Below are 24,073 nucleotides of genomic sequence, written 5' to 3' on the forward strand. Positions count from 1 at the left end.
CCACGGCCCCCGTCAGGCATACCTCTTGTTCAAACTCGAGAGGAACAGGATGGCCTTCTGCATCAGGATAAATGCAAAAAGCAGCAGGCCGATCAGTATCTTCGTCCACCAACTGGAGAGTGTTCCATCGAAGGTGATGTAGGTCTGAATCAACCCCTGTATCAGGAGCCCGATAAAGGTCCCCGCTACAAATCCCGCTCCACCCGTCAGCAAAGTGCCCCCAATGACAACCGCCGCAATGGCGTCGAGCTCGACACCGACAGCCGCCAACGAGTAGCCGGCGGAGGTATAGAGGGAAAAAACGATTCCGGACAGGCCGGCAAGGAAGCCGGAAAGCGCATAAATCTGAATTGTGGTGCGACCAACCGGCACACCCATCAACTGCGCCGTGTGCGCCCCGCCGCCAAGCGCGTAAACGTTGGTGCCGAAGCGGGTGCGGTGCGCGATAAAGATGCCGACGGCGAAGACCAGGAGCATCACGGCGCCGATCAAAGTGAGTCGGCCGCCGCCCGGCAGCTTGTAATAAAGGCCTGACAGCGTGTTGTAATAATCGTGGCCGATCGGGATGCTGTCGATGGAGAGCACGAAGGCCATGCCGCGTGCCAGGAACATGCCCGCGAGCGTGACGATGAAGGCCGGCATCTGCAGATAATGGATCACCGCGCCCATCGCCGCTCCGAAGGCGGTGGTGATGACGAGCACCAGCGCGAAGGCGACCAGCGGATGAATGCTGGTGTTCTGCAGGATGACGGCGAGGAACACGCCCGTGAAGGCGATGACCGAGCCGATCGAGAGGTCGATGCCCCCCGAGATGATCACGAAGGTCATGCCGACCGCGGCGATGCCGAGAAAGGCGTTGTCGGTGAGAAGGTTGCCGACCACGCGCGTCGACAGCATGCTCGGATACTGCATCGCGCAAACGGCGTAGGAGAGGACGAAGATAACGATTGTCGCCAGCAGCGGCAGGTATTTCGAGTTCATTTCTGCAGTTCCCCTCTCGGGCCGGAGCGACGCCCCACAAAGACGGCTGCCGATTGCACGGCCGGCGACTGGATCACCAGGATGACCAGAACGATTACCGCCTTGATGATCAGGTTGAACTCCGGCGGGAAGCCCGAGAGCAGGATGCCGGTGTTGACCGCCTGGATGATCATCGCGCCGATGAGCGAGCCGACGATGCTGAAGCGGCCGCCGAGCAGCGAGTTGCCGCCGACGACCACCGCGAGGATCGCGTCGAGCTCGAGCCAGAGGCCGGCATTGTTAGCGTCGGCGCCCTTGATGTCGGCGGCGACGATGATGCCGGCGATCGCGGCGCACAGCCCGCTCAGCATGTAGACCGCCATCAGGAGCACCGGCGTGCGGACGCCAGAGAGCGTGCTTGCGCGGCGATTGATGCCGGTTGCCTCCACGAGCATGCCGAGCGCGGTACGGCGGACGAGCAGCGTGACCAGAACGCCAACGACCAACCAGATGACGACGGGCATCGGCATGAAGGCGAAGGAGCCGCTGCCGAAGAAGATCAGACCGTCATCGTTGAAGGTCATGATCACGCCTTCGGTGATCAGCTGCGCGATGCCGCGACCGGCAACCATCAGCACCAGCGTGGCGATGATCGGCTGGATGTTGAGGACCGCGACGAGGAAGCCGTTCCAGACGCCGCATGCGAGACCGATCAGCAGCGTCAGCACCAGCGTCCAGGCGAGCGAATTGCCTGAGACGATCGACGACGCGGCAACGGCGCCGCAGATGGCGATGACCGCGCCGACGGAGAGGTCGATGCCCTTGGTGGCGATAACGAGCGTCATGCCGATCGCCAGCAGCGCTACGGGCGCACCGCGGTTCAAAACGTCGATCAAGCTGCCGTAGAGCCGGCCATTTTGAATTGTGACACTAAAAAACTGCGGAAACATAATGAAATTCAACAGCAATATGACGGCTAACGCGATCAATTGCGGTGCCAGGCGGATGAGCAGCGCCTTCTGTGACGACGTCATGCGTCCTCCGTCTTTTTCTGCACGGCGGCGATTGCCTGGACGATGCGCGACGTGCTGACGTTCTCACCCGTCAACTCCGCCACGTGCTCGCGGTCCCGCAATACCAAAATACGTGAACTATAGGCGATAAGCTCTTCTAATTCCGATGAAATAACGATCAGAGACATACCCCTCTCGCAGAGCTCCTCGATCAACTTTATGATCTCGGCATGGGCGCCGACATCGATGCCGCGGGTTGGCTCGTCGAGGATCAGGAAGTCGGGATTGGTGGCCAGCCAGCGGGCGAGGATCGCCTTCTGCTGGTTACCGCCTGACAGCAGACGGATCGGCTTTTCGCGGTCGGTGGTGCGGATATCGAGCGCCTTGATGTACTGGTCGGCGAGCGTGTTCTGCTCGCCGCGCGACAGCGGCCGCGCCCATCCACGGCGCGCCTGCAGCGCTAGCGCGATGTTTTCGCGGATCGAGAGATCGCCGATGATGCCATCGGTCTTGCGATCCTCCGGGCAGAAGCCGAAACCGGCGCGGATCGCTGCGCGCGGGTTGGAGAGCGCCACCGGCTTGCCGTCGATCTTGGCGGTGCCGCTATCGGCATTCTCGATTCCGAAGAGAAGCTCTGCCGTTTCCGTGCGTCCCGAGCCAAGCAGGCCCGCGACGCCGACGACCTCGCCGACGCGCACGTTCAGGTCAAACGGCTTCACCTTGCCGCGCTTGCCATATCCCTCGAAGCTGTATTTGACGGGACCGGCCGCCACGCTGCGTTCCTTCACAGCGGCTTCCGCATGCGCCAGCTCGTGACCGAGCATCATCGAGATCAGGCCCTGGCGCGGCAGCTCGGCCTTCTCGCGTGTGCCGACCAGCTTGCCGTTGCGCAGCACCGTAATGCGGTCGCTGATGTCGTAGACCTGTTCGAGGAAGTGCGTGATGAAGACGATGCCCAGGCCGCGTTTCTTCAAGTCGCGCAATATGCCGAAGAGCATCGCCACTTCCTGCGCGTCGAGACTTGCCGTCGGTTCGTCGAGGATCAGCACCTTGCCGGACAGATCGACGGCGCGGGCAATGGCCACGACCTGCTGGACGGCGACCGAGAAGCGATCGAGCTGCGCGGTGACGTCTATCTCCATGCCATATTGTCGCAGCAACTCGCGCGCCTGGCGGTTCATGGTGGAAACGTCGATCATGCCGAAGCGCTTCGGCTGGCGTCCGAGAAACAGGTTTTCGGCAACGCTCAAATTGGAAAGGAGATTGACCTCCTGATACACGGTGCCGATGCCAAGCCGCTGCGCAGCAAGGGTATCAGCCGGATCGATCTCGGCGCCATCAAGCGTGAGGCTGCCTTCGTCGCGGCGATAAGCACCGGTGATGCACTTGATCAGCGTCGATTTTCCGGCGCCGTTTTCACCGAGCAGCGCGTGCACTTCGCCCTTGCGAAGGGTGAAATCGACCTTGTCGAGAGCGACGGCTCCGGGGAAGAATTTCGATATGCCTGATGCGGCAAGGACGTTCTCGAAATTGTGAATCATCAAGTGGGCTTTTCCTGATATTGACCGACATGGCCTGATAGCAACCCGACATGATGTCTGGCAGCGTTCGCGGCAGTTCCGCACCGGTCCATGATGGACCAGTGCGGTTCATGTGTCAGATCAGTAGCCGAGGCCCTTCTTGGACTCGTAGACCTTCTTCGGATCGTCAGCCTGGGTGTAGAGCTTCGATTCGGTCTGGATCCACTTGGCCGGAGCCTTCTTGTCCTTGAGGTAAGCGTCGAGCGCGTCGAATGCCGGGCCCGCCATGTTCGGCGTCAGCTCGACGGTCGCGTTGGCTTCGCCGGCTTCCATCGCCTTGAAGATGTCAGGAACGGAGTCGATCGAGACGACGAGGATGTCCTTGCCCGGCTTCAGGCCGGCTTCCTTGATCGCCTGGATACCGCCGACAGCCATGTCGTCGTTATGGGCGTAGAGGGCGCAGATATCCTTGCCGCCGTTCTCAGCCTTCAGGAAGCTTTCCATGACTTCCTTACCCTTGGTGCGGGTAAAGTCGCCGGTCTGGCTGCGAACGATCTTGAAGTTCGACTTGCCGGCAATGGCTTCCTCGAAGCCCTTCTTGCGGGCGATGGCCGGCGAGGAGCCGGTGGTGCCCTGAAGCTCGACGATGTTGCACTTCTTGTCGGCAACGGTCTTCACGAGCCAGTCACCGGCAACCTTGCCTTCATGCACCTGGTCGGAGGTGACAGCCGTCAGGTAGAGATCCTCAGGCGCCTTGATCGTGCGGTCGAGCAGGATGACCGGGATATCGGCTTCCTTGGCTTCCTTCAGAACCGCGTCCCAACCAGTTTCGACGACAGGAGCGAGCAGGATGGCGTTGACGCCCTGGGCGATGAAGGAGCGGATCGCTTTGATCTGGTTTTCCTGCTTCTGCTGGGCATCGGCGAACTTCAGGTCGATGCCGCGCTTCTTGGCCTCTTCCTTGGTGACTGTCGTCTCAGCAGCGCGCCAGCCCGATTCCGAGCCGATCTGCGAGAAGCCGACAACCAGCTCGGCGGCCTGTGCCGAGCCGAACATGCAGGCAGCAAAAACCGTGGCACTCATGAGTGCTGTCTTGAATTTCATGATTTCCTCCAAAAGCCGCCTCCCGCGGCACGCACTAGGAAAATCATATAGTATTACTTTTGTAAATGCACTTTCTGGTATGCAATGCAGCAAAAAAGGGCGCCCGAAACGAGCGCCCTTTCGCATATGCTAACAGTGAGAAATGCTCACTTCGGCAGCTTGTCGTCCACGCCTTCGACGTAGAAGTTCATGCCGAGCAGCGTGGCGTCGTCGGCCTTCTCGCCAGCCTTCAGCCACGGGGTGCCGTCCTGCTTGTTGATCGGGCCGGTGAAGGGGTGAATCTCGCCCGACTTGATCTTGGCTTCGGTATCCTGCGCCATCTTCTTCACGTCGTCAGGCATGTTGGTGTAGTCGGCCATCTTGAGGATGTTATCCTTCAGGCCGTCCCAGCTCTGCTCGGACTTCCAGGTGCCGTCGAGCAGCGCGTGGACGCGCTTGGAGTAATAGTTACCCCAAGTGTCGACGATTGCCGTCAGCTGTGCCTTCGGGCCGGCCGCGATCATGTCGGAAGCCTGGCCGAACGCGTGGATGCCGCGCTCTTCGGCAACCTGCATCGGAGCCGTCGTGTCGGTGTGCTGAGTCAGGACGTCGACGCCCTGGTCAACCATGGCCTTGGCTGCGTCGGCTTCCTTGCCCGGGTCGAACCAGGTGTTCACCCAGATGACCTTGAGCTTGAAATCAGGATCGATCGACTTCGCGCCCTGCTCGAAGGCGTTGATGCCCATGACGACTTCCGGGATCGGGAACGAGGCGATGTAGGCAGCGCCGTGGTTCTTCGAGGTCTTGGCGGCGATCTGGCCGAGGATGTAGCGGCCTTCGTAGAAGCGCGAGTTGTAGGTCGCAAGGTTCGGGCCGGATTTGTAGCCGGTGCCGTGCTCGAACTTCACATCCGGGAACTTGGCGGCAACCTTGACGGTGGCGTCCATGAAGCCGAACGACGTCGTGAAGATCAGCTTGCAGCCGGAGCGGGCGAGACGCTCGATGGCGCGCTCGGCATCCGGGCCTTCAGGAACGTTCTCGAGATACGGCGTGTCGATCTTGTCGCCGAATTCCTTCTGGATCTGCTGGCGGCCGAGGTCGTGCGCCTGCGAGTAGCCACCGTCGGTGTGCGAGCCGACGTAGACGAAGCAGACCTTGGTCTTGTCGGCAGCCTGTGCGGACGAGCCGACGCTCAGAATGGCAGCTGCCGAAGCGGCAAATGCGAATGCTAGTCTTTTCATGATAACCCCTGTGGTTTGGAATTTCTGAGTTCGTTTGTTCTTGTTTTATCGTTCCGGGACGAATGGTTTTCCCAGGGACGCCGGCGTGTTGATCAGCGTCGTGCGCCGATTATGAGAAATGATGACGAGAACCACAATAGTGGCCGCATAGGGCAGCATCGAGAGGAACTGCGCCGGGATACCGATGCCGAACGCCTGGGCATGCAGCTGCAGGATCGTGACGGCACCGAAGAGATAACCGCCGGCGAACACCCGCCATGGCCGCCACGATGCGAAGACCACCAGCGCCAGCGTGATCCAGCCGCGGCCTGATGACATGTTCTCCACCCATTGTGGCGTATAGACGAGCGACAGCTGCGCACCGGCAAGGCCCGCGCAGGCGCCGCCGAACATCACCGCGAGATAGCGGGTGCGGATGACGCTGATCCCGAGCGCATGCGCCGAACCGTGGCTGTCGCCGATGGCGCGCAGCTTGAGGCCGTCGCGGCTGCGGAACAGGAACCAGCTGACGCCGAAGAGCAATGCCAGCGACAGGTAGAAGGTCAGATCCTGCTTGAACAGCACCGAGCCGACGAAGGGAAGGTCGGAGAGATAGGGCACGACGATCGGCGCAAGCCGGACGCCGGGCACGCTGACATAGCCTTCGCCGAGCATGCCCGACAGGCCGAGGCCGAGGATGGTCAGCGCCAGCCCCGTCGCCACCTGGTTCGCAACGAGCGTCAGCGTCAGGAAGGCGAAGAGCAGCGAGAAGATGGCGCCCATCGCGATGCCGGCGAGAAGGCCGATATAGGGCGAGCCCGACATCTGCGCGCCGGCGAAGGCCGCGACGGCACCCATGATCATCATTCCCTCGACGCCGAGGTTCAGGACGCCCGAGCGTTCGGTCACCAGTTCGCCAAGGGCTGCGATGACGAGTGGCGTCGAGGCGGTGATGACGGTCAGCAGGATGGCTTCGAAAATGCTCATGCGACGCCTCCCCGGACACGCGACCAGACGATGCGGATCTTGTAGGCGATCAGCGTGTCGCAGGACAGGACGAAGAACAACAGCAGCCCCTGGAAAACGCGGGTGACCTTGTCGGAGACGCCGATCGACAGCTGCGCCGCCTCACCACCGAGGTAGGTCAGCGCCAGCACCAGGCCGGAGGCGATGATGCCGAGCGGATTGAGGCGTCCGAGGAAGGCGACGATGATCGCCGTGAAGCCGTAGCCCGGCGAGATCGCCGGCTGCAGGTGGCCGATCGAGCCCGAGACTTCCGAGATGCCGGCAAGACCGGCCAGCGCGCCCGAGAACAGGAAGCTGAACCAGATCATCTTCTTCGACGAGAAACCGGCAAAGCGCCCTGCCCGTTCCGACTGGCCGAGCACGACGATCTCGAAGCCCTTCAGCGTGTATTTCAGCATGAACCAGACGAGGATCGCGGCTACGATCGCGAAGATGAAGGCCCAGTGGGCGCGGCCGGATTCTTCCCAGATCGCGGGCAGCACCGCTTCGGGCGGAAAGGAGACGCTTTCGGGGAAGTTGAAGCCGGCAGGATTGCGCCAGGCGCCGCGGATCAGCCAATCGAGAAAGAGCTGCGCGATATAGACCAGCATCAGACTGGTCAGGATTTCATTGGTGTTGAAATGCGCCTTGAGCAGCGCCGGGATGCCGGCGAACAGCGCTCCGCCGAGAGCGCCCATGATCAGCATCAGCGGCAACACCAGCGGCGAATGCCATTCGGTGAAAAGGATCGGCAGGATCGAGCCGGTGATCGCGCCCATGGTGAACTGGCCTTCGGCGCCGATGTTCCAGTTGTTGGAGCGATAACAGACCGCCAGGCCGACGGCGATCATGATCAGAGGTGCGGCCTTGATCGCCAGCTCGTGCAGCGACCATACTTCGAGCAACGGCTCCAGGAAGAATGCGTCGAGCGCCTCGATCGGATCCTTGCCCAGGATCTCGAACATGATCGCGCCGGCAACCAGCGTCAGAACCAGCGCCAGAAGCGGCGAGACGAGACCATAGAGCTTCGACGCCTGCGGGCGCTTTTCGAGTTCAATGCGCATGCGTGGTCTCCGGCGCGGTCTTGCTTTCATGCAGGCCGCCCATCAGCAGGCCGATCTTTTCGCGCGTCAACTCGCCCGCAGGGAATGGCGACGACAGGCGTCCTTCCGAGATGACGGCGATCTCGGTGGCGACCTCGAAGATCTCGTCGAGATCCTGGCTGATGACGACGACGGCCGAACCATTGCGGGCGAGATCTACGAGCGCCTGGCGGATGCGGCTTGCGGCGCCGGCGTCCACGCCCCAGGTCGGCTGGTTGACGACGAGGACGGCCGGCTGGCGGTCGAGCTCGCGGCCGACGATGAATTTCTGCAGGTTGCCGCCCGAGAGCGAACCGGCCGCCGGATCCTCGCCGCTCTTGCGGACGTCCATTTCCTCGGAAATACGCTTCGTCGCGTTCTTGACGGCGCTACGGCGGATGATCTTGAGGAAACCGCCCGACAGAAACGCCTTGCGGTCGGATTTGCTGCGGGCAAGCACGAGGTTGTCGGAGAGCTTCATCGCCGACACCGCCGCGTGGCCGTGGCGCTCCTCGGGCACGAAGCCGGCGCCGAGCAGGCGGCGGGCAGTGATCCCTTGGTTTCCGACAGGCTTGTTGCGGATGACGACGGCTTCAGGCGTCGAAACCGGATATTCGCCCGAGAGTGCATCGAACAACTCGCCCTGCCCGTTTCCGGCAACGCCTGCGATCGCCAGGATCTGGCCGGAACAGACGGTCATCGACACGTCCTTCAGCGGCATGGCGAAGGGCGTGCGCGGGGCGACGGAGAGGCCGGAGACGGCAAGCTGAACCGGACCCTTGGCGCCGCGATCGGGGTGGGTGACGGATGCCACGTCGTTGCCCACCATCATACGCGCAAGCGAGGCAGGCGTTTCATCGGCCGGCACGCAAGCGCCGGTGACCTTGCCGTGACGCAGAACGGTGGCGCGGTCACAGATGCGCTGCACCTCTTCCAGGCGGTGGCTGATGTATAGCACCGAGCGACCCTCAGCCTTGAGCTTGAACAGCGTCTCGAACAGCTTGTCCGCTTCCTGCGGCGTCAGCACCGAGGTCGGTTCGTCGAGGATGATCAGCTTCGGGTTTTGCAACAGCGCGCGAACGATCTCGATGCGCTGGCGCTCGCCGACGGACAGATCGGCCACATGGGCGTGCGGGTCAAGCGGCAGGCCATAGGCCTGCGACAGCGCCCTCGCCTCCTCGGCGATCTTGCCGATCGGGATGCTGTCATCAAGCGAGAGCGCGATGTTTTCGGCAACGGTGAGAGCCTCGAACAGCGAGAAGTGCTGGAACACCATGCCGATGCCGAGCTTGCGCGCGGCTCCGGGCGAGTTGATCGCGACCGGACGTCCCTCCCAGACGATCTCGCCCTCGCTCGGCTCCAGGACGCCGAACAGCATCTTCACCAGCGTGGACTTTCCCGCGCCGTTCTCGCCCAGCAGTGCATGGATTTCGCCGGGAGCGATATCGAGGTCTATGTGGTTGCAGGCAGCAAAGCTGCCGAAGAGCTTTGTCAGCTTCTGGACCGACAATAACGCGCCTGATGCCGGCACAGTCGATGACGACACTTTCCCCTCATTTCCCACTGCCGACCTGCCCCTTCAGGATCATTCTGGGATCAGCAGCGTCGTTCCGGTCGTTTTTCTAGCTTCCAATTCCGTGTGGGCTCGCCCAACCTCGCGCAACGGATAGGTCTGATTGACATTGATACGCACTTTGTTGCTCAAAACAACATCAAATAATGCGTTTGCACAATCAGTTAGCTCATCGCGCGTGGCGATATAGGTGAAAAGCGTCGGACGGGTCGCAAAGAGCGAGCCCTTCTGCGCCAGCAACGCCAGGGTGAAATCCTCAACCCGGCCGGATGACTGGCCGAAGGACACGAACATGCCCAAGCGCTTCAGGCAGTCGAGCGACTGCGGAAAGGTGTCGCGGCCGATGGAATCGTACACCACATCGACGCCCTTGCCGCCCGTGATCTCCGAGACGCGCGCGACGAAATCCTCGGTGTTGTAGTTGATGACATGGTCGTAGCCATGCCCGCGCGCCAGTTCAGCCTTGGCGTCGGAGCCGACCGTGCCAATGACGGTCGCGCCAAGCGCCTTGGCCCACTGGCCGGCGATCAGGCCGACACCGCCGGCGGCGGCGTGGAAGAGCAGCGTGGTGTCAGGGCCGACCTTGAAGGTGCGGTTCAACAGATACTGCGCCGTCATGCCCTTCAGCATCATCGCCGCGGCAGTATCGAGCCCGATGCCATCGGGAACGGTGACGAGATGCCTGGTCTCGATGTTGCGCTCGATGCTGTAGGCGCCGTCGGAGCCGGCATAGGCGACGCGGTCGCCAACCTTGAAATCCGAAACGCCGGGGCCGACCGCCGTCACGGTGCCGGCGGCTTCCTTGCCCGGAACGAAGGGCATATGCGGCGCCTTGTAGAGGCCGGTGCGGAAATAGACGTCGATGAAATTCAGGCCGATCGCCGCGTGCCTTATCTGCACTTCGCCGGCGCCGGGTGGCGGCAGGTCGATATCGACATAATCGAGAACTTCGGGACCGCCGGTCCCATTCAGCACGACCGCCTGTGTCTTCGTCATTCCAGCTCTCCTATGCCTAATTCTCCTAAGCGCGGCGTCCCAGCGCCGGCAGGAACTGCAGGACGGCGCCGATGCAATAGAGATAGATACCGCTCAGAACGAAAAGAACGAGCGCCCATTGCGGCACGACGAAATGCATCAGCAGCGCATAGATGCCGAGTGCCGACCACAGGAAGAAGATGCCGAGATTGAGCGGACGCAGGCGCTGGACGCGCACCGGATGCAGGAAGTTGATCGGCAGGAAGGTCAGGATCACCGAGACGGTGACGACGACAAGCGCCGTCGTGGCGCTGGCATCCATGACGAACAGCGTGAAGACGATCATGTTCCAGACAACGGGGAAGCCGGAGAAGAAATACTCCTCCGTCTTCATGCCCATGTCCGCGTAATAGATGGCGCTCGACACGACGATCATGCCGGCGGCCACGAAGGACCATGGCTCGCCGATCATGCCGCTCTGATAGAGCGCAAAGGCCGGCAGCAGCACGTAGGTGACGTAGTCGATGATATTGTCGAGCGTATCGCCCGACCAGTTCGGCAGGACTTCCTTGACCTTGACCTTGCGCGCGATCGGTCCGTCGATACCATCGACCAGAAGCGCCAGCCCCAGCCACCAGAACATGTCGACAAAACGATGCTCGGCGGCGGCGACGACGCCGAGGAAAGCAAGGAAGGAACCGGAGGCCGTCAAAATATGGACGGAAAATGCGCGCATTTCCGCGTAGGGTACGCGCTTGTAATTGAAAATCTTCATGTTTCCCCGAGTTGCCATAAGCAATCCGCACCCCCGAGGCGCGATTTCGGCCTAATATGCATCCTTTGTCGGGCTTCGCCAGAGCAAAAGCGAATGATGCACATCGGGTTTCCCAAACCTGACGATAACATGCATATTTCATGCAACTCGCCACAGAGGGAATGGAATACCTTTAATCCGCCGCCTATTTGTAATATCTCGCTCGCATCGAATTGATGATCGACGAACTACGGGATCCGATACCGCAATGAACGCCCCTGCAAAGACCGAAGAATTCGCAGCCCCAATCCCTGCCGGCGTATTCGCCGAAACCGTTCTCAGCGTCACGCACTACACGGACAACCTGTTCCGCTTCACGATGACGCGTCCTGAAGGTTTCCGCTTCCGCTCTGGCGAATTCGCGATGATCGGTCTCATGGTCGAGGGCAAGCCGATCTTCCGCGCCTACTCGATCGCCAGCCCCGCCTGGGCCGAAGAACTTGAATTCTTCTCCATCAAGGTTCCCGATGGTCCGCTGACCTCGCATCTGCAGGCCATCAAGCCCGGCGACCAGGTGCTGATGCGCAAGAAGCCGACGGGCACGCTGGTGCTCGACGCGCTGACGCCTGGCCGTCGTCTCTACATGTTCTCGACCGGCACCGGCATCGCGCCCTTCGCCAGCCTGATCCGCGATCCGGAGACCTACGAGAAGTTCGACCAGGTCATCCTCACCCACACCACGCGCAACATAGCCGAACTGAAATACGGCTTCGATCTGGTTCATGAGATCCAGAACGACGAACTCTTGCAGGAAGTGGTGGGCGACAAGCTGCTGCACTACGCAACGGTGACGCGCGAGGATTTCGAGTACCGTGGCCGTATCACCGACCTGATCTCCTCTGGCAAGCTGTTCACCGATCTCGGCGTTCCCCCGCTCGATCCCGAGATCGACCGCGGCATGATCTGCGGCTCTTCGGCGATGCTGAAGGACACCAAGGAACTGCTTGAGCAGGCTGGCCTCGAGGAAGGCGCCAACAGTAAGCCGGCGCAGTTCGTCATCGAACGCGCCTTCGTCGGCTGATCGCCTCCTCACATCCTTAGAATAACGGCTCCGGAAACGGGGCCGTTTTCATTTCTGGCCGAGATAATCGATCAGCGTCGTCATGGCCTTGCGTGCTTCAGTCGCCTTGCCCTGCTGGATCGCGCGGATCACGGCGACGTGCAGCGAGATCGAGCGGTCCATACGTTCAGGGCTCGCCTTCGAATACCAGAGGCGGCGCGAATGGGTCTGCACCGGGCCGAGCGCCGAGGTGATGAAGGCATTCGGACAGGACTCTTCGAGAATTTCGTCAAATGCCTTGTCGGCCGCAAAGAAGCCCGCGAGATCGCCGCTGACGGCGCAATCGTTCATGGCGCGTGCGCATTCGACGAGCTGGTTGCGCTGCCCGTCGGTCGCCTGTTCGGCAACGAGTGCCGCCGCGATCGGCTCAAGTTCGCGGCGAACCTGCATCACATGGGCGTGGTCGGTCGGCTTGATCTCGGCGATCTGCAGGCCGACGCGTGGCTTCACCACGATCAATCCCTGCCAGGCCAGCTTCTGGATCGCCTCGCGCACCGGCGTACGGCCGTGTCCGGAGAGATCGATCAGCTGCTTCTCATTGACGAGCGCACCGGGTGTCAACGCCAAGGTCACGATGGCATGTTCCAGCGCCAGATAGGCAAGATGGCTCTGTGAGGAGTTCGGCATCGCGGATCCGTGATTCGACCTGATATATCATAAGCCCCGCGTTAACGGATTCAATGGCAGGTTGCCATGATATATTAGGCCGAAGGGAGAGCCGTTATTTCACAGCGGCTTACTCGTGCCTCAGCGCATCTATCGGATTGAGCTGGGCGGCCCGCCTTGCCGGGAAATAGCCGAAGATCATGCCGATCGCGGCGGAAAAGGCGAAGGCGACGATGATCATCGTCGGGCTCACCACGAACGGCACCTTGAGCAGAGAGACGGCGCCGAATCCGAGCCCCAGCCCCAGCAGAATGCCGCTCATGCCACCGAATATCGACAGCGCCACCGCCTCGACCAAGAACTGCATCAACACCTGCCGCTCCAGCGCCCCGATCGCCAGGCGAATGCCGATTTCGCGCGTGCGCTCGGTGACGGAGACCAGCATGATGTTCATGATGCCGATACCGCCCACGAGCAGGCTGATCGCGGCCACCGCGCCAAGCAGGCTGGTGAGCAGCGTCGTCGTGCCGGTCATCGCGGCTGCGATCTGGGTCATGTCGTTAACGTTGAAATCGTCTTCGCGGCCGGGGATGATCTTGCGGCGCTCGCGCAGCAGGTTTTCAGTGTCCGACTGGACCTTGGATGTGGCAACGCCATCGCGCGCCGAGATCAGGATCATCGAGACATTGGCATTGGCCTTGCCGCCGATGCGGCGCTGGTAAACCTTGATCGGCACGATGACGACATCGTCCTGGTCGGTGCCCATGCCGGATTGCCCGCGCTTGGCCAATACGCCGATGACGCCGCAGGACACCTTGCCGACGCGCACCTGTTGGCCGATCGGATCAGCGGACCCGAAGAGCTGCGAACGGACCGTCTCGCCGAGAATGCAGCGCGCGCGGCCGCGCTCTTCGGCAGCGTCGAAGGTACGGCCGGAGGCGATGTCCCAGTCCTGTGCGGTGAAATAGTCGTTGGTCGTGCCCATGACCGTCGTCGAGTGGCTTTGCCCCCCATAGATGACGGTCGCGGTGGTCTGGTTGAGCGGCGCTACGGCCCGCAGCCCGCTGACCTGCTCGCTGATGGCATCCACGTCAGCCACGGTGAAGCGCCGTGCCTCGGAGCTTGCGCGGCCGGGGCCGAACTGTCCGGGGCGGGCAAACAGCATGTTGGTGCCGAGACGCGACAGCTCGGAGGTGACCTGCGCGGTGGTGCCGTTGCCGATCGTGACCAGCGCGATGACGGCGGCGACGCCGATGACGACGCCAAGCACCGTCAGGAACGACCGCAACATGTTGCGGCTGATGGCGCGCAGCGCGAGCTTGACCGTCTCAAGAAACATGATGACCCGCCCTTCCCTGATGCGCCGTTTCCGCTTCCAGCTTTCCATCGACGAAGCGCAGCAGCCGCTGCGCATAGGCAGCGATATCAGGCTCGTGCGTGACCATGACGATGGTGATGCCCTGCTCGCGGTTGAGCCGCGTCATCAGGTCCATGATTTCGATGCTGGTCTTGGTGTCGAGATTGCCCGTCGGTTCGTCCGCGAGAAGCAGGGATGGCTGCGTGACGATGGCGCGGGCGATGGCGACGCGCTGCTGCTGGCCGCCGGACAGTTCCTGCGTCTTGTGGTGCTCGCGGCCGCCGAGGCCAACAAGGCCAAGCGCTTCCTTCGCCAGCCGGTGCCGCTCGGCCGCCGGCATGCCCCGATAGATCAGCGGCAGTTCGACATTCTCGACCGCCGACGTGCGCGGCAGGAGGTTGAAGCCCTGGAAGACGAAGCCCAGCATGTGACGGCGCAGCATCGTCAATTGCGCGCGGTCGAAACCAGTGGTCGAGATGCCCTGGAACAAGTAATCGCCGGCGCTCGGCACATCGAGACAGCCGAGAATGTTCATGGCAGTGGACTTGCCGGAGCCCGATGGCCCCATAATCGCGACGAACTCGTGCTCGCGGATGGCGAGATCGACATGATCGAGCGCACGGATCGAGGCTTCGCCACGACCGTAGATCTTCGACACCTTGCTGAACTCGATGAGAGGCGGCGTTGTCATGGCGCGCCGCTATCTCGACCGCTCGGTCGAATCGGTGATGATCGCTTCGTTTTCCTTGAGATCGCCTGACGTCACCTGGGTGAACTGGCCGTCGGAGGAGCCGACCTGGATGACAACAGGCGACGGCTTGCCGGATTTTAGCACCCAGACCCGACGCTTGGCACCAGTCAAGGTCTCGCCGCCACCCTGATTGCCGCCGCGAGGACCCATGCGCGGCGGAGCAAACATGCCGAAGAGGCCGCGGTTGCGCCTGGTTTCAGTTGCCGGCGGCGCGTAACGCAAGGCGGCGTTCGGCACCATGAGCGTGCTCTTGACCGCTTCCACAGTGACGTCGGCGGTCGCCGTCATGCCCGGGCGCAGAAGCAGGTCGGCGTTGTCGACGGAGAGGATGGCCTTGTAGGTGACCACGTTATTCGTCGTCTCCGAGGCAAAGCGGATCTGCTTGATCTCGGCGGGGAATGTCCGATCGGGATATGCATCGACCGTGAAGGTGGCTTTCTGGCCGACCGCGATCTGGCCGACATCGGCCTCGTCGACATCGACCTGCAACTCCATCTGCCTGAGGTCGCCGCCGATGACGAAGAGAACCGGCGCCGACAGCGAAGCCGCGACCGTCGCGCCCGGATCGACCGAGCGCGTGAGGATTACGCCGTCGATCGGCGAGACGATCTTGGACTTGGTGAGATTGACCTGGGCGAGCTGCAGATCGGCTTCCGCCGACAGCACTGCCGCTTCGTTGATCTCCTTGGTGGCAACGGCCGAATCGTACTTGTAGCGCGCGTCCTCGAGGCTCTGCTGCGTCGTCACGTTGCTTTGGACAAGGTTGCGGTAGCGATCGTAGGAGCTCTTGGCCGATTCCAGATCGGCCGTCGCCTTGACCACATTCGCCTTCGCCGAATCGAGCTTCGCCTGCGTGCTCTTGACGTCAGCCTCGACCTTGATCGTATCGAGGACCGCCAACACGTCGCCCGCCTTCACCTCGCTGTTATAGTCAACATTGACATCGCGCACGGTACCGGAGAGTTCGCTCGATATATCGACCTGCTCGGTCGGCTGCACCGATCCGGTGGCGGTCACAAGCACGGTCAGGTCGCCGTTCTTGACCGGCTGCGTGGTGTAGGTCACCTCGTTGCCGCCCTGGCGCGAATATAGATAGAATCCGCCCCCAAGCGCCGCTATCACGACCAGCGATACCAACGAACGCTTCCACCACCGGCCCTTCTGCTTCTGCTGAGAAGCGGCAAGGATAGCGGCGAGATCGGCGTTTGCCGTGCTTTTGGGTTTATTCGGCGTTGTCATATCGTTCATGCGGGCAGCCTCGGTCAGATACAGCCAATACGACTGTCAGCTTCGGGAATAACGATCTGAAGCTGAACGCAGGATTAGCAAGTTGACCGCATTGGCACGCAGCAACGTCAAATGGAAATGAAATCTTGGTAATGAAACTCGAGTTTGTCGCGGAGTGAGGCCGCACATCACCGCTCGCGAGCGCTGATGGCCCGCGTGATTCAGCCCCCGGCGCGAACGGCGCCGATTAGGCGCCGAGTGACTCCAGCGACACGGGCGGACGGCGCTTGGCGGCCATCAGCAGGTCGAGTTCAGTAGCGGACGGCCCGAATTTCTCGAACAGGCGAACGGCTTCATCCTGGCCGAGCCGGTATTTGCGCGAGAACTCCGTAAGACTATAGGCACGGCCACGCAGCACCTTGCGGCTATTGGTGTGTTCGATCACGTTGGTCATGGTCATCTCCTTGTATAAGAGAGATTTAGGGCCAGGGATCGATTTGTTAAGCCGCGAATGCGATTGAACCGATTGATTTTCCTAAATATTTTTCGGGAACTTTATTGCTGCTCGTGCATTTGCGGCGCCTATTCAGTCGTGAACATCGACGATAGGCGACAGTCTTAATCGCTAGCTGCCATTTTCCGCCGCCAATCCGTAAGCCGCAGGCCTTCCCGCTGCGCTGCACCGCTTGCTTCGCGATCTATCGCAAGAAATGTGCCTAATGCACAGGAAAGGTGGATTTTTCAGTTGACCGCAATGGGTCGTCTGCATATGTTCCGCGCACTTCCAGCCGGGGGTCCTAGAGGGATGCTTCGGAACACGGGAGAGCGTAGCTCAGCTGGTAGAGCAACTGACTTTTAATCAGTAGGTCATGGGTTCGAGCCCCATCGCTCTCACCATTAAATCAACAACTTAAGTCCGATTCTGGTTTTGCGCGCGGTGAGCAATCGCCGCTTTTGGTTGCATTTTATCCGAGCAGTATCCTTGCACGATTTCCGTACGCCCTTAACTCAATTGGCTAAGGCGACGCAGCCCGCACTTGAGGCTACGTTAAGCTCAGGCACAGTGTGCATGGGGATCACAATATGGACGTCGCAGCAGCCCGCAATCTCTTTGTCAACAGCGACCGGTCGCTGGCCGCTCGCATTCGCCTGAAGCGCTGGGACATGATGCTCGCGCTGATGCCTGATCTTCCAAAGATGAAGATACTGGATCTCGGCGGCACGAGAGAATGGTGGCTGAGAGCCCCGATCCAGCCGCCGCATGTAACCGTTGTCAACCTCGACATCGACGAGCAGCAGGGCCGCATTACCGCGATCCGTGGTGACGCTTGCAAGGCCGATCAACTATTCGGAGACGAGCGCTTCGATCTCGTCTTCTCCAACAGCCTCATCGAGCATGTTGGCGGGCATCATTCGTTCTCGCAACTCGCCGAGGTCACCAGAAAGATGGCACCGCGCTATCTCGTCCAGACCCCTTATCGCTATTTCCCGATCGAGCCGCACTGGCTGTTCCCCGGCATGCAGTTCATGCCGATGGCCTTACGCGTCAAGACGGCCGAGTGGTGGCCGTTGGGGCATACATGGGGGTGGCCACAGGAGCAAACGTTTGGCGAGGTTCTGTCGACGCAGCTTCTGACCGCAACAGAGATGAAGCGTTATTTCCCCGACGCGAAGATCCATTGGGAACGTTTCATGGGCCTGCCGAAGTCGATGATCGCCATACGATAGGACAAAACACCTGTGCGCGGCGCTGACCCGCTTTACATTCTCCGGAACATTTGATGCCCGCCGCCAGTTCTAGCGATGGAAAACATCGGAGAACATCATGTCAGACCGTGAAAAAGATATCCGCGACCGCGCCCATGCCATCTGGGAGCGCGAAGGCAAACCTGAGGGACGGCACGAGGAACATTGGTCGCAGGCCGAGCATGAGATCAATCATGGCGGCGACCAGATCGCGGGTGATGATGTGCCGAACCTCGAGGCGCTCAGGGAAGCGGCAAGACAGCATACCGATGCCTTCATCGTGAAGACGGATCTGGAAGATGCCGACGAGCGGGAAGCGACGCCTGGAATGCGCGAGCAGCCATAAGCGGTAAGAGCACGTGAACGGCAATGGAATGCAACCAGCTGCCGGTCCATGCGTTGTGTCACAGGTTCCACGAAAAGGATTGTGACATGACTTCCTCAATAACCACAAAGATCGCAGCTGCTCTTTGCGTCATGCTGGCCCTCAGCTCTTGCGGCAATACGATCCGCGGCATGGGCAAGGATGCGGCCAACACCGTTGACGCAACGCAGAATGCGGGCAATCGGGTTGGCAACGCCGCCGCCAAGTAAGGCGGCTAGCTGCGGCTCGGTTATCACCATCGCTTGCAAGAGCAGATTCTCGGCCGGGGCGTCTCGATTGCCTCGGCGGCTATCTTTACCGGCAAGCTGATCACCCCTACTCTGTCACCGCATTCGCTAAACGAGCTACGCTCGCCCACAGTATAGGTGAGCGCGAGCATGAGGGTATGGTCATGACCGTTCGTCCGCCTCAATCGCTGAGGCAGCCTTTCTCGGTCGAGAGCGGGTTCAATGTTCTCGAGTATGAATTGAGAGCGGAGCGCGCGAGTTCGCTTGGACGAAGCGGCCTGAAGGCCGAGGCGGCGTTGGCCGAGCTTAACGCGTGGGATCCCGCGCGCCATGGGCAGGATGATCGCGACGCGCGTCTTCGCAAAGCGGCGGACGCCGTATGGGATCTTTTCGTCCAGCGTGAGATTTGCGGTCTACGCAACACTCGCGACGTTATCCAACGCTACGGCATTCCGGATGAGGTGCTCGTGCGGCTTGGATCGACGCAGAAGTAGCGCGTACCTGCCCTTCAGGCGGAGCCACGCCGTTTGCTATCCTCCGGCATCAGCACCGAGGCCATGACTGTCCTGTTGCGCCCTTGGCCCTTCGCTTGCAGCAATGCCGCGTCGGCGCGTGTCAGCAAAGTCGAGACGGCAGCGCCTTCCGTAAGAGAGCCGACGCCGATCGATACCGAAATCGGCCCGAGAATGCGGCCGCGATGAGAGAGCGCCAGTCCGCGGATGTTGGACCTCAGGCGCTCGGCGATGTCGAATCCTTCCGCATCGCTGATATCGGGCAGCAGGACCGTGAACTCCTCGCCGCCGAAGCGGTAGGCGCGGCCGGCGTCGCCGATCGTGTCGAGAATGGTCTGGGCGACGTAGCGCATGACCTCGTCGCCGGCGTCATGGCCGAACTCGTCGTTGAAGCGCTTGAAGTGATCGATATCGACCATCATGCAGCTGAGCTGCTCCAGCTCGCGATCGCGTGCGTGATTGTTCATGTCCTCATCGAGTGAGCGCCTGTTATAGAGCCCCGTCAGCGCGTCGCGAATGGAGAGGTTGGTCAGCTTGTCGCGCAGCTGCAGGTTGGCGGCGGCTAGGCCGATGTTCTCGGCGATCAGCTCCAAATAGAGCCGGGACGCCTCGGCTTCCATATGGCCTTGCGGCCGCTCTTCGAAATAGAGCAACCCGACGACATCGCCCTGCGCCGTCAGCGGAACGCACAGTCCCATCGTATCGGACTGGTCGAGATGCTGGCAGCTGATGTCGCCGTGCTCGTGCGAGCTTACATGCGGACGGCCGCGTCGCAGGCCCCAGCAGGCCGTCGCCGGAAATACAGGCTCGGAGCGCAGCGGCTCATGCCATGAGGAGATGCGCGACAATGTCGAGCGGCTTTCGTTCATGATGTAGAGGTTGCCCGCGAGATCGGGAAAGATCTGCGGGGAGAACAGGGCTACGACTTCGGCCAGCTCCTCCTGCGCCTGACAGGCCTGCAGGCGGTGCATCATCTGCAAGATGAGGTCCTTCGTCTGCTGGTCGCGCCGGCGCTCGGCGTCCAGACGATCGCGCTCCAGCCCGTTTTCGCGGAAGATGTGGATGGCCTCGTTCATCTCGCCAATCTCGTCGCGGCGGCGATCAAGCGGCACGTCGACCGCGTAATCCTGCTTGGCCAGACGCGTGACGATGCCGGTCATGCGCATCAAGGGCATGGCGACGCGGCGCTTGAGGATGAAATAAAGGACACTCAAGAACAGGGCGGCGGTGACGGCGAGCAGCGTCTTGGCGATGAACCCCCACCAGTCGCTGCGCAGCTGGGTGTCGTGCATGACCGACTGGGTGCGGGCGTTCGCCAGATCGCGAAAGCGGGTGACAGCGGCGAGGAGCGCCGTCTGCAGGCGGTCATGTTCCGGGCCGAACAAGGTTTGGCGGGCGCCGGCCTGGTCGCCGTTGCGATACGCGGCGATCGCCTCTTCTTCAATCTTGTCGAGAACGTCGGCGTTCTTCTCCACGTCCTCGAGCGCCTGCAACTCGATAGGCGCGGCGCCCAAGTCGCGCACGCTCCGGATCGCGCGCTCGCGCCGGCGCTCCTCGCCTTCTTTGCCCTGGAAGGCATCGAGATGCCTGATGTCGTCACGCATGACATAGAGGCGCGCCTCATCCGTGCGCTCTTCGGCGCCTAGCGCCAACTCGTCGGCGAGATCGTCCAGCGCCAAATGCTCCTCGACCGCGATTCGTTCGCGCGTGGCACTAGTGGCCGACAGGATGAAAGCAGAGCCTGAGAGAACGGTCAGAACAACCGTCACTCCGTAGGCCCAGTTGGTGATGACGCTGATCCGCATGTGGGTATATTAGGGCGTCCGAATTGCCAGACAATTAACACAGGTTGTATCCACCACTCCAAGCTCCCGGGGCGCGAGACGCAAAAAGGTGATTGGCGGTGGGCCACCGGCTGCGCTAGGACTGCGCTCGAATGCCCTGCGCCGGAGAACCGCGTGTCGATTGCCGATATTTCCCTGTTGAGTGCCTTGCTTGCCGGCGCCCTGTCATTTCTCTCGCCCTGCGTGCTGCCGTTGGTGCCGCCCTATCTCTGTTACATGGCCGGCATTTCCGTCGAGCAGTTTCGGGGTGGCGGGGCGGTCACGGTTGCACCGGATGTGCGCCGCGGCGTGTTGTTTTCGGCGCTGTTCTTCACACTCGGCTTTGCCACCGTCTTCGTGGCGCTCGGGGCCGGCGCATCGAGCATCGGCATGGCGCTGCGCCAGCATCTCGATCTGCTCTCCAAGATCGGCGGGCTGATCATCATCGTCATGGGCCTGAACTTCCTCGGCGTCTTCCGCATCGGCGTGCTGGCGCGGGAAGCCCGCTTTCAGGGAAGCGGTAAGCCGGCGACGCTGACGGGCGCCTATGTGATGGGGCTCGCCTTCGCTTTCGGCTGGACGCCATGCATCGGCCCGGTGCTCGGCGCCATTCTTGGCGTTGCCGCCTCTCGTGAAACGGTCGGCTCGGGAGCAGGCCTGCTTGCCGTCTATTCGCTTGGCCTTGCCATCCCCTTCTGGATTGCCGCCGGCTTTTCCGGCGCCTTCATGGGCTTCCTTACCCGTTTCCGCCGCCACCTCGGCACGGTCGAGAAAGTCATGGGCGTGTTCCTGATTCTGACCGGCCTCGCCTTCATCTTCGGTTTCGTCAGCGACGCCGCGATCTGGTTCCAGCAGACCTTTCCAATCCTGATGAAAATCGGCTAAGACTAGGCTCCTCCCGCAGACAAGCCGTATTGGCCGCCTATCGCGCCAGATCGGCCCCAGCACTGGAATGCCCCTTGGCCGACATCGTCAGTCTTCTCCTGCCGTTCTTCGGCCTGATCCTCATTGGCTTCATCGCGGCCAAGGTCACCAAGCAACCGGCCGAGGCGATGGGGTGGCTGAACACCTTTATCGTTTATGCCGCCCTGCCCGCACTCTATTTCAAGCTGGTGTCGCGCACTCCGTTCGAGGATCTGACGCGGATCGATTTCATCGTCACGGATCTGGCCGCCACCTATTCGATGTTCATCGCGATGTTTCTGATCGGCCGCTTCCTGCGCCGCAACTCCTTTGCCGATAGCACGATCCAGGCCTTTGCCGGCTCCTACGGCAATATCGGCTACATGGGTCCCGGTCTTGCGCTGATCGCGCTCGGTGAAGGGGCCGCCGTGCCCGTGGCATTGATCGTCTGCATCGAAAATGCCGTCCACTTCATCGTCGCGCCTGCGATGATGGCGGCGTCAGGCGACGACAAACGTTCGCGCGGACGGCTGGTGTTCGATATCGCGCGGAAGGTTGCGCTGCATCCGTTCATCTTGTCGACCGCGCTTGGTTTCGTCGCGGCCGGCTTCGAGATACCGCAGCCGGCGGCCTTCCAGCGCTTTATCGATTATCTCGCGCAGGCTGCCGCTCCCTGCGCGCTGTTTGCCATGGGGGTGACTCTGGCGCTGAGGCCGATGCGGCGCATTCCGGTTGAAATCAGCTACATCGTCCCGGCCAAGCTGATCATCCACCCAATTGTGGTCTACCTTGCGCTGACGACCGTGGGCGGCTTCGATCCGGTGTGGATTTACGCCGCCGTCCTGCTCGCCACCCTGCCGACGGCGACCAATGTCTTCGTCATCGGTCAGCTCTACGGCGTCTGGCAGGAACGGGCGTCGGCCACGATTCTGATCACCACGACGCTATCCGTGGTGACCGTGTCGCTGTTCCTGATCGCGATGAAGTCAGGCTTTCTTCCGACGTAGATGTTCCTTGATCGCATCCGGGATCGCGCGCAGGCCGCGCCCGGGCTCGACACCCTCGCGCATCACCATGCTGCGGAACGGCGGCACGGCGGCCAGGATATGCAGACCTGCTGCGCGAAGCACCTGCATCGGCAGGAAATCGGATAGAAGCGAGCGGTTCAGCACATCGACGCTCGCCGTGCGGGTCATGATATCGACGCGGCGTTTGCGATCGAACTGACTGCCGGCGTCCTTGGAGATCGGCAGTTCCGGCCGGTCGCAGAGGATGTCGGTCAACGCCATGACGTCGCGCAAGCTGAGGTTCAGCCCCTGCGCGCCGATGGGCGGAAACACGTGCGCGGCCTCGCCGATCAGCGCTACCCGGCCCTTGCCCGAGCGATGCGCCATCATGCCCGACAGCGGCCAGATCTGCACCCCCTCCTCGACCGTCACCTCGCCGAGCAGCGATTGCATGCGTTCCTCGACGACATTGCTTAGCTCGGCCAGCGAAAGCTCGCTGCGCGTCTCAGCATCCGACGGGCTCTGTACCCAGACGAGGCTGGAGCGGTTGCCGGGGAGTGGCACCTGGGTGAAGGGGCCGTTTTCCGTGTGGAACTCGGTGGAGATGTTTTCGTGCGGCAGGGAATGCTGGAAGTTCAGCACCATGGCCGACTGCGGATAGGACCACTTCTTGACGTCGATACCAACGGTTTCGCGCAGCTTCGACTTGCGGCCATCGGCGCCGATCGCGAAATCGGCGGTGAGCGTCTCGCCATTGTCGAGCGAGATGGAGACGGCGTCTTCGGTGACATCGATCGCATCGGCGAAGGCGGTGAAGCGGGTGATGTTGCCCTCGGCGGCCGCGGCCGCTTCCAGCACTTCCATCAATGCCTTGTTGGGAAAATTGTAGCCGAAGGCTTCGAGCCCGACTTCGGCGGCGCGGAAGGTCGCGGTCGGGGCGCGCAGCAACCGGTTGGTGCCGTCGATGATGCGCATGGTCGAAAGCGGCGCGGATGACGGCCGCAGGCGCTCCCAGAGCGTCAGCCGGTCCATGAAGCGGATCGACTGATCCATCAGCGCCGTCGTCCGGCGGTCTTCCCTTGGGGCCGGCGGCGCAACGAGTGCAACGTTGCGTCCGCCGCGTCCAAGGGCGATTGCGGCGATCATGCCGGCCAGTCCGCCGCCGATCACCGCGATTTCGAAAGTCTTCATTGCACCGTTCCGCAAATTCTGAAACGGCGAGCC

General features: G+C 61.7%; 24 protein-coding genes and 1 tRNA gene. 8 read left to right on the plus strand and 17 right to left on the minus strand.

Going from position 1 to position 24,073, the window contains the following annotated elements; translation table 11 throughout:
• Positions 1-12 precede the first annotated feature (12 nt).
• The 10 genes from yjfF to pcsA form a co-directional block, all read right to left on the minus strand.
• On the minus strand, positions 13-981 hold the full coding sequence (gene yjfF / locus D460_RS0117825; protein ID WP_018899937.1) for a galactofuranose ABC transporter, permease protein YjfF: 969 nt from the start codon (positions 979-981) through the stop codon (positions 13-15).
• On the minus strand, positions 978-1,994 hold the full coding sequence (locus D460_RS0117830; RefSeq protein WP_018899938.1) for an ABC transporter permease: 1,017 nt from the start codon (positions 1,992-1,994) through the stop codon (positions 978-980). The genes yjfF and D460_RS0117830 overlap by 4 nt, the downstream gene beginning before the upstream one ends.
• A complete protein-coding gene (ytfR, locus tag D460_RS0117835) occupies positions 1,991-3,514 on the minus strand; it encodes a galactofuranose ABC transporter, ATP-binding protein YtfR (RefSeq protein WP_018899939.1) in 1,524 nt (507 codons plus the stop codon). The genes D460_RS0117830 and ytfR overlap by 4 nt, the downstream gene beginning before the upstream one ends.
• Before the next feature lie 120 nt (positions 3,515-3,634).
• Positions 3,635-4,597: a galactofuranose ABC transporter, galactofuranose-binding protein YtfQ gene (gene ytfQ, locus D460_RS0117840; RefSeq protein ID WP_018899940.1), complete on the minus strand. Its 963-nt coding sequence runs from the start codon at positions 4,595-4,597 to the stop codon at positions 3,635-3,637.
• A 146-nt stretch (positions 4,598-4,743) separates the two neighbouring features.
• Complete coding sequence (locus D460_RS0117845) at positions 4,744-5,817, minus strand: BMP family ABC transporter substrate-binding protein (RefSeq protein WP_018899941.1); 1,074 nt, start codon at positions 5,815-5,817, stop codon at positions 4,744-4,746.
• 45 nt (positions 5,818-5,862) lie between these two features.
• Positions 5,863-6,783, minus strand: a complete 921-nt coding sequence (locus tag D460_RS0117850) for an ABC transporter permease (protein ID WP_018899942.1) — start codon at positions 6,781-6,783, stop codon at positions 5,863-5,865.
• Complete coding sequence (locus D460_RS0117855) at positions 6,780-7,865, minus strand: ABC transporter permease (protein ID WP_018899943.1); 1,086 nt, start codon at positions 7,863-7,865, stop codon at positions 6,780-6,782. The genes D460_RS0117850 and D460_RS0117855 overlap by 4 nt, the downstream gene beginning before the upstream one ends.
• Positions 7,855-9,429, minus strand: a complete 1,575-nt coding sequence (locus tag D460_RS0117860) for an ABC transporter ATP-binding protein (protein WP_026283277.1) — start codon at positions 9,427-9,429, stop codon at positions 7,855-7,857. The genes D460_RS0117855 and D460_RS0117860 overlap by 11 nt, the downstream gene beginning before the upstream one ends.
• Positions 9,430-9,468: 39 nt before the next feature.
• Complete coding sequence (locus D460_RS0117865; protein WP_018899945.1) at positions 9,469-10,452, minus strand: quinone oxidoreductase; 984 nt, start codon at positions 10,450-10,452, stop codon at positions 9,469-9,471.
• 25 nt (positions 10,453-10,477) lie between these two features.
• Positions 10,478-11,206, minus strand: coding sequence for a phosphatidylcholine synthase (gene pcsA, locus D460_RS0117870; RefSeq protein WP_018899946.1), 729 nt, complete (start codon positions 11,204-11,206; stop codon positions 10,478-10,480).
• A gap of 247 nt (positions 11,207-11,453) precedes the next feature.
• Here pcsA and D460_RS0117875 point away from each other — a divergent pair, with 247 nt between their 5' ends.
• Positions 11,454-12,266, plus strand: a complete 813-nt coding sequence (locus tag D460_RS0117875; RefSeq protein WP_018899947.1) for a ferredoxin--NADP reductase — start codon at positions 11,454-11,456, stop codon at positions 12,264-12,266.
• A 48-nt stretch (positions 12,267-12,314) separates the two neighbouring features.
• Here D460_RS0117875 and D460_RS0117880 read toward each other — a convergent pair whose 3' ends face one another.
• The 5 genes from D460_RS0117880 to D460_RS0117900 form a co-directional block, all read right to left on the minus strand.
• Positions 12,315-12,932 (minus strand): GntR family transcriptional regulator, encoded by a 618-nt coding sequence (locus D460_RS0117880; RefSeq protein WP_018899948.1) that lies wholly within the window; start codon positions 12,930-12,932, stop codon positions 12,315-12,317.
• 109 nt (positions 12,933-13,041) lie between these two features.
• A complete protein-coding gene (locus D460_RS0117885) occupies positions 13,042-14,250 on the minus strand; it encodes an ABC transporter permease (RefSeq protein WP_018899949.1) in 1,209 nt (402 codons plus the stop codon).
• Complete coding sequence (locus D460_RS0117890; protein ID WP_018899950.1) at positions 14,240-14,959, minus strand: ABC transporter ATP-binding protein; 720 nt, start codon at positions 14,957-14,959, stop codon at positions 14,240-14,242. Before D460_RS0117890 ends, D460_RS0117885 begins: the two co-directional genes overlap by 11 nt.
• 9 nt (positions 14,960-14,968) lie before the next feature.
• Positions 14,969-16,267: an efflux RND transporter periplasmic adaptor subunit gene (locus D460_RS0117895; protein ID WP_018899951.1), complete on the minus strand. Its 1,299-nt coding sequence runs from the start codon at positions 16,265-16,267 to the stop codon at positions 14,969-14,971.
• Between the two features lie 226 nt (positions 16,268-16,493).
• Positions 16,494-16,700 (minus strand): hypothetical protein, encoded by a 207-nt coding sequence (locus D460_RS0117900; protein WP_018899952.1) that lies wholly within the window; start codon positions 16,698-16,700, stop codon positions 16,494-16,496.
• A 367-nt stretch (positions 16,701-17,067) separates the two neighbouring features.
• On the opposite strand from D460_RS0117900, the gene D460_RS0117905 reads away from it, so the two are divergent.
• The 5 genes from D460_RS0117905 to D460_RS0117925 all read left to right on the plus strand — a co-directional run bounded on the left by D460_RS0117905 (position 17,068) and on the right by D460_RS0117925 (position 19,098).
• Positions 17,068-17,143, plus strand: a tRNA-Lys gene (locus D460_RS0117905).
• Positions 17,144-17,329: 186 nt separating this feature from the next.
• Positions 17,330-17,974: a class I SAM-dependent methyltransferase gene (locus D460_RS0117910; RefSeq protein WP_018899953.1), complete on the plus strand. Its 645-nt coding sequence runs from the start codon at positions 17,330-17,332 to the stop codon at positions 17,972-17,974.
• Positions 17,975-18,071: 97 nt separating this feature from the next.
• On the plus strand, positions 18,072-18,338 hold the full coding sequence (locus tag D460_RS33245) for a DUF2934 domain-containing protein (RefSeq protein ID WP_018899954.1): 267 nt from the start codon (positions 18,072-18,074) through the stop codon (positions 18,336-18,338).
• Between the two features lie 86 nt (positions 18,339-18,424).
• Positions 18,425-18,586, plus strand: coding sequence for a hypothetical protein (locus D460_RS0117920; RefSeq protein ID WP_018899955.1), 162 nt, complete (start codon positions 18,425-18,427; stop codon positions 18,584-18,586).
• A gap of 182 nt (positions 18,587-18,768) precedes the next feature.
• Positions 18,769-19,098 carry a DUF6665 family protein gene (locus D460_RS0117925; protein WP_037111602.1) on the plus strand — a complete coding sequence of 110 codons (330 nt, stop codon included), beginning with the start codon at positions 18,769-18,771 and terminating at the stop codon, positions 19,096-19,098.
• A 14-nt stretch (positions 19,099-19,112) separates the two neighbouring features.
• On the opposite strand, the gene D460_RS0117930 is transcribed toward D460_RS0117925, so the two are convergent.
• A complete protein-coding gene (locus D460_RS0117930) occupies positions 19,113-20,921 on the minus strand; it encodes a sensor domain-containing diguanylate cyclase (RefSeq protein ID WP_018899957.1) in 1,809 nt (602 codons plus the stop codon).
• 153 nt (positions 20,922-21,074) lie between these two features.
• Between D460_RS0117930 and D460_RS0117935 the strand changes: the two genes are divergently transcribed.
• Positions 21,075-21,824, plus strand: a complete 750-nt coding sequence (locus D460_RS0117935) for a cytochrome c biogenesis CcdA family protein (RefSeq protein ID WP_018899958.1) — start codon at positions 21,075-21,077, stop codon at positions 21,822-21,824.
• A 74-nt stretch (positions 21,825-21,898) separates the two neighbouring features.
• Positions 21,899-22,849, plus strand: a complete 951-nt coding sequence (locus D460_RS0117940; protein WP_018899959.1) for an AEC family transporter — start codon at positions 21,899-21,901, stop codon at positions 22,847-22,849.
• Here the strand turns inward: D460_RS0117940 and D460_RS0117945 are convergent.
• Positions 22,829-24,040, minus strand: coding sequence for a UbiH/UbiF family hydroxylase (locus D460_RS0117945; protein ID WP_018899960.1), 1,212 nt, complete (start codon positions 24,038-24,040; stop codon positions 22,829-22,831). The two genes, D460_RS0117940 and D460_RS0117945, sit on opposite strands and share 21 nt — an antisense overlap.
• Between the last annotated feature and the right edge of the window lie 33 nt (positions 24,041-24,073).

Source organism: Rhizobium sp. 2MFCol3.1, assembly GCF_000377565.1.
Classification (GTDB): Bacteria; Pseudomonadota; Alphaproteobacteria; order Rhizobiales; family Rhizobiaceae; genus Rhizobium.